The organism is Streptomyces odonnellii (assembly GCF_000981895.1).
Classification (GTDB): Bacteria; Actinomycetota; Actinomycetes; order Streptomycetales; family Streptomycetaceae; genus Streptomyces; species Streptomyces odonnellii.
Window position 1 is genome coordinate 1 of sequence record NZ_LATD01000271.1, and the last position, 4573, is coordinate 4573.

General features: G+C 72.7%; 4 protein-coding genes. 3 read left to right on the plus strand and 1 reads right to left on the minus strand.

Translation table 11 applies throughout. The features are described 5' to 3' along the window. Nucleotides 1-52: 52 nt before the first annotated feature. Nucleotides 53-550, plus strand: a complete 498-nt coding sequence (locus WH07_RS23910) for a hypothetical protein (RefSeq protein WP_046503746.1) — start codon at nt 53-55, stop codon at nt 548-550. A gap of 467 nt (nt 551-1017) precedes the next feature. Here WH07_RS23910 and WH07_RS23915 read toward each other — a convergent pair whose 3' ends face one another. After that, a complete protein-coding gene (locus WH07_RS23915) occupies nt 1018-1710 on the minus strand; it encodes a pentapeptide repeat-containing protein (protein ID WP_046503749.1) in 693 nt (230 codons plus the stop codon). Nucleotides 1711-1878: 168 nt separating this feature from the next. Between WH07_RS23915 and WH07_RS23920 the strand changes: the two genes are divergently transcribed. Together WH07_RS23920 and WH07_RS23925 are read left to right on the plus strand one after the other, a co-directional pair. Further along, nucleotides 1879-3348 (plus strand): NAD(P)-binding protein, encoded by a 1470-nt coding sequence (locus tag WH07_RS23920; protein ID WP_079023506.1) that lies wholly within the window; start codon nt 1879-1881, stop codon nt 3346-3348. Nucleotides 3349-3522: 174 nt separating this feature from the next. Continuing rightward, complete coding sequence (locus WH07_RS23925; RefSeq protein WP_046503752.1) at nt 3523-4536, plus strand: zinc-binding dehydrogenase; 1014 nt, start codon at nt 3523-3525, stop codon at nt 4534-4536. Nucleotides 4537-4573 lie beyond the last annotated feature (37 nt).

Below are 4573 nucleotides of genomic sequence, written 5' to 3' on the forward strand. Positions count from 1 at the left end.
GTGCGGATCGGGACACGTCGGGGATCCGAGGAGGGCGTGGGAGCATTGGGGGGTGCTTGACATTGGGTATTCCCTCTCCCGGCGCTTTCCCGATCCGCCGCAGACCGACTACCGGCTCGCGGATGTTCAGGCACTGCGGCACGACCTGTTCTGCGGGGACGTCTATCTCGCGGACACCAAGGCGGACCGTGAGGTGTCCACCGCCTGGGGATGGGTGCCGGTGCTCGACTTCGCGTGGGCGCTGTGCGACATCGTCGAGCAGCTCGACCTCGACCCTCGGGGCAGCCGCGCGGCGACACCGCAGTACGCCGAGCTGGACTTCACCGAGTCGTCCGACCTGATGCTCTTCCAGCGGCGGTTCGGCTGGGTCGATGTAGAGGCCGACTGGATGCCGGGCGACGAGCCCCCGCTCACCTTCAGCCACCGGCTGCTCCGCCGCGAGGCGCGCGACTTCCTGCACGATCTGATCGCGGACCTGGCCGACATGCACGAAGGCCTGTCCGACAACCCGATCGTCTGGGACCTCCAGGCTCGCTTCCCCCGCGTGTGACCCGCCTTCCGCCCGTCTCCCGCCCGTCTCCCCCTGCCTCGCGCCCGTCTTCCGACCCACCTCCTGACACGGCCTCTGACCTGCTCTTCTGACCTGCGCAGGCAGGGCCCGCCGACAGGCCCGTACGAGTACGGCGCGCGGCCCGTCACCCACCCCCTACAGGCGCTCCACCGTGAGCACCCGACGGGCACACACCCCTTGCATCGTTTTCCTGATCGTCAGGCGTACATCCCCGGGCTCCGGGCAGACGAGAAGTGCCGGGGCAGCGCCGGGAGCGGGCAGTCGCTCCTCCCCCCACACCAGGCGCGCCCCCGGAGCACCACGAAGGCCCCGGTCCATCCCCCCAGGCCGGGGCCTTCGGTCCGCCTGTGCCCCGGCTCCGGCACGCCCGAAGGGCGCCAAGCCGCCCGGCCCGGCGCGCCTGAAGGCACGGCCCCCGCCCGGCCTCACCTCCGTACCCCCTTCGTTCAGTCCTCCACCCGCACCCCGATCTGTGCCGCGAACGCCGGTGCCAGGTGGAGGAGCTGGGCCGAGCTGATCACCGCGCCCGCCAGCCGGTCCAGGCCCCGGGCGATATCCAGCTCGGCGACCGTCCGCAGATCGACGTCCCTCAGCCGCACCCCCGTCAGATCGGCCCGCCTGAGCACACAGTCACGGAACTCCACCCGCTCCAGCTCCGCGTCCCCGAAGTCCGGCTCCGAGAGCACACAGCTCTCGAACACCACATCCTTCAGCCGGGCCTTCCGCATATTCAGATAGTCGATCTTCCCGCCCCGGATCAGCACCCGCTCCAGCACCGCGCCATGGAGCTGCACCCCGCCCAGGCGCGCGTCCACCACCTCCACGTCCCGCAGCGACGCGCCCGCCAGATCCGTGCCCACACCCCGGACACCACTCAGTACGGAATCGATGAAGCGCGCCCGCCCCAGCGCCGTTTCATCGAGAGCGCACTCCCGCAGCGCGCAGTCGATGAACCGCGCGCCGGCCCCCTCCTGCCCCGTCAGGTCGAGGTCCTTGAACTCCAGCCCGTCGTAATCCCCGTCCGGCTCCAGCCCGCCGCCGTACGGACTCAGCGGCGGCAGCCGCACCTCCGCCCGACGCACCTCCACCCGCCTCGCCGTGCCCCCGTCCGCACCGCTCTTCGTCGTCTTCCTCGCCATGTCCCCATGGTGACGTACGCCACTGACAACGCGCCGATGTCACATCGAGCTGTCCGGTATCCGTCACACCTCCAGAAGTCCGCCCACAGAAGCCCGCGCACGGGAGTGACCACGAGCGAAGGCCGGCGCACGAGCGACAGCCGACACGGCAGGGGAGAGACGCACGCCATGGACCGCAGCAATCACAGCAACAGCACCAACAGCAGCAGCAACCTGAGTCACCACAACGACCGCGACGACCGCAGTCATCGCGGCAACCACGGCGATCCCAGCGACCGCAGGAACCGTAGGGGTCGCAGCGACCGCACAACCCGTATCACCGTCATCGGCGGCGGCCTCGCCGGACTCACCGCCGCCATCACCGCCGCCGAGTCGGGCGTCACCGTCACCCTCTACGAGGCCCATCACACCCTCGGTGGCCGCGCCCGTACCGCCGAAGGCCCGTACCTCACCAACGAAGGACCGCACGCCCTCTACAGCCGCGGCCCCCACTGGGCCTGGCTGCGCCGCCGCGGACTGCTCGGCTCCATGGCGAGTCCGCCCGCGCGCGAGGCCGCCCGTTTCCGCTTCCACCGAGGCGGCGCGCTGCGCAGGACCCCGCCCCTCGGCGTGTTCCGGCTCGCCCGCCGCCCGGCCCAACAGGCCCCGGTGGACACCGACTTCATGACCTGGGTCAGCGCGCTCGCCGGGCCGGACACCGCGCGCGCCGCCGCGCACTTCGCCGCCGTCGCCCTCTTCCACGACGACCCCGGCTCGCTCTCCGCCGCGTTCGTGCAGGAACGGCTCCGGCGCGCCGCCGCGCTGCCCCCGGAGGCCCGCTACCCGGTCGGCGGCTGGGGCCAGCTCACCGACCGTATGGCCGGGCACGCCTGGAATCTGGGGGTACGAATCGAGACGGCGGTACGGATCGACTCGCTCGACGCCCTGCCCGAACACGGCCCAGTGATCGTCGCGACCTCCCTGTTCGCGGCCCGCCGGCTCCTCAGGGACGACGGTCTGCGCTGGACCGGCGGCCGTACGGCGCTGCTCGATCTGGCGGTACGGGCGCGCGCCGGCGACCCGTTCATCGTCTCGGACCTCGACGCCCCCGGCTGGCTGGAACGGTTCACCGCGCAGGATCCGTCCCTCGCCCCGGGCGGCCACGAGCTGCTCCAGGGGCAGTTCCCGGTCGGTCCGGGACAGTCCGCCGCCGATGGCGTCGCTCGCGCCGAGCGCCTGCTCGACCTGGGCTTTCCCGGCTGGCGCGGGCGTACGGTGTGGCGGCGCGAGTCCCTCGCGACCGGCCGTACCGGCGCCGTCGACCGGCCGGGCACCACCTGGCGGGACCGGCCGCGGATCGACCGGGGCGACGGGGTGTATCTCGCGGGGGACGAGGTCGCCGCGCCCGGTGTGCTGTCGGAGGTGTCGTTCAACAGCGGGATCGCGGCGGCATCGCTGGCTCTCCAGCGGCTGGAACAGCGGAGGCCGGAGCGGCCGGGGCAGGAGCAGCGGGGGCGGGAGCGGCAGAGGCCGGAACAGCGGAGGCCGGAACAGCAGAAGCCGGAGCGGCCGGGGCCGGAGCAGCCGGGGCCCGAGCAGCAAGGGCCGGAGGAGCAGAAGGGCGTCGGCCCGGCGGGGCTTGACCTCAAGCATGCTTGAGGTCGGAGGCTTGCTCCCAGAGCCCACCGGCAACCGCCCACGGCCAGTCGCACGGAACACGCGTACCCGACACACACGAATACGCCCGGACACGCCGTATTCACCGGATACGCCGGATTCGCCGTACGAGCCGTTCCGTAACGCGACACGCCGTACAGACCCAGGGAGCCCGCCATGCGCGCCATCCGCCTCCACGCCTTCGGCCCCGCCGAGAACCTCACGTACGAGCAGGTCGAGGACCCCCTCCCCGGCCCCGGCCAGGTCCGGATCGCCGTCGCCGCGGCCGGGGTCCATCTGCTCGACACCGCGCTGCGCGAGGGCATGCGCGGCCCGTACCCGGCCGCCGTCGAACTGCCCACCGTCCCGGGCCGCGAAGTCGCCGGTACGGTCGAGTCGCTCGGCGCGGGCGCGGACCCCGGCTGGCTCGGCAAGCGTGTCGTCGCACACCTGGGCATGGCGCCGGGCGGCTACGCGGAACTCGCCGTCACCGACACCGCCCGCCTGCACGAGATCCCGGCCGGGCTCGACGAGGCCGAGGCGGTCGCCATGATCGGGACGGGCCGTACGACCATGGGCATCCTGCTGTTCACCGACGGCCTCGGCCCGGCCGACATCGTCCTCGTACCGGCCGCCGCGGGCGGGATCGGCACCCTGCTCGTGCAGTACGCGAAGAACGCGGGCGCCGTCGTCATCGGTCTCGCGGGCGGCCCCGCCAAGACCGCGCGGGTCGCCGCGAACGGCGCCGACCTGGCCGTCGACTACACGCTCCCCGACTGGCCCGTACAGGTACGCGACCATCTCCGCGAGCACCACGGCGGCCGGGGCGCGACCATCGTCTTCGACTCCGTCGGCGGAGAGGCGGGCCGCGCGGCCGTGGACCTGCTAGCCAAGGGCGGCAAGCACCTCGTCTTCGGCTGGTCGGGCAGCGGCCTGCACGACGGCGCGCCGCTGATCTTCTCGGACGAGGAACTGGCGGAGCGCGGAATCACCTCTGAGAGCGTTCTCGGGCCGGTGATGCTGCAGAAGGCGGGCGGCGACATGCGCGTACTGGAGGAGCGTTCCCTCGCCGAAGCCGCCTCGGGCCGTCTGCGCCCGGCCGTCCAGCGCTTCCCCTTGGCGGAGGCGGCTCGCGCCCACCGAGCACTGGAGACACGCGGAACGGTGGGGAAGGTGGTACTGGAGCCGTAAGGGCGGGGGTGTTGACGGAGGGGGTGCAGGCGGAAGG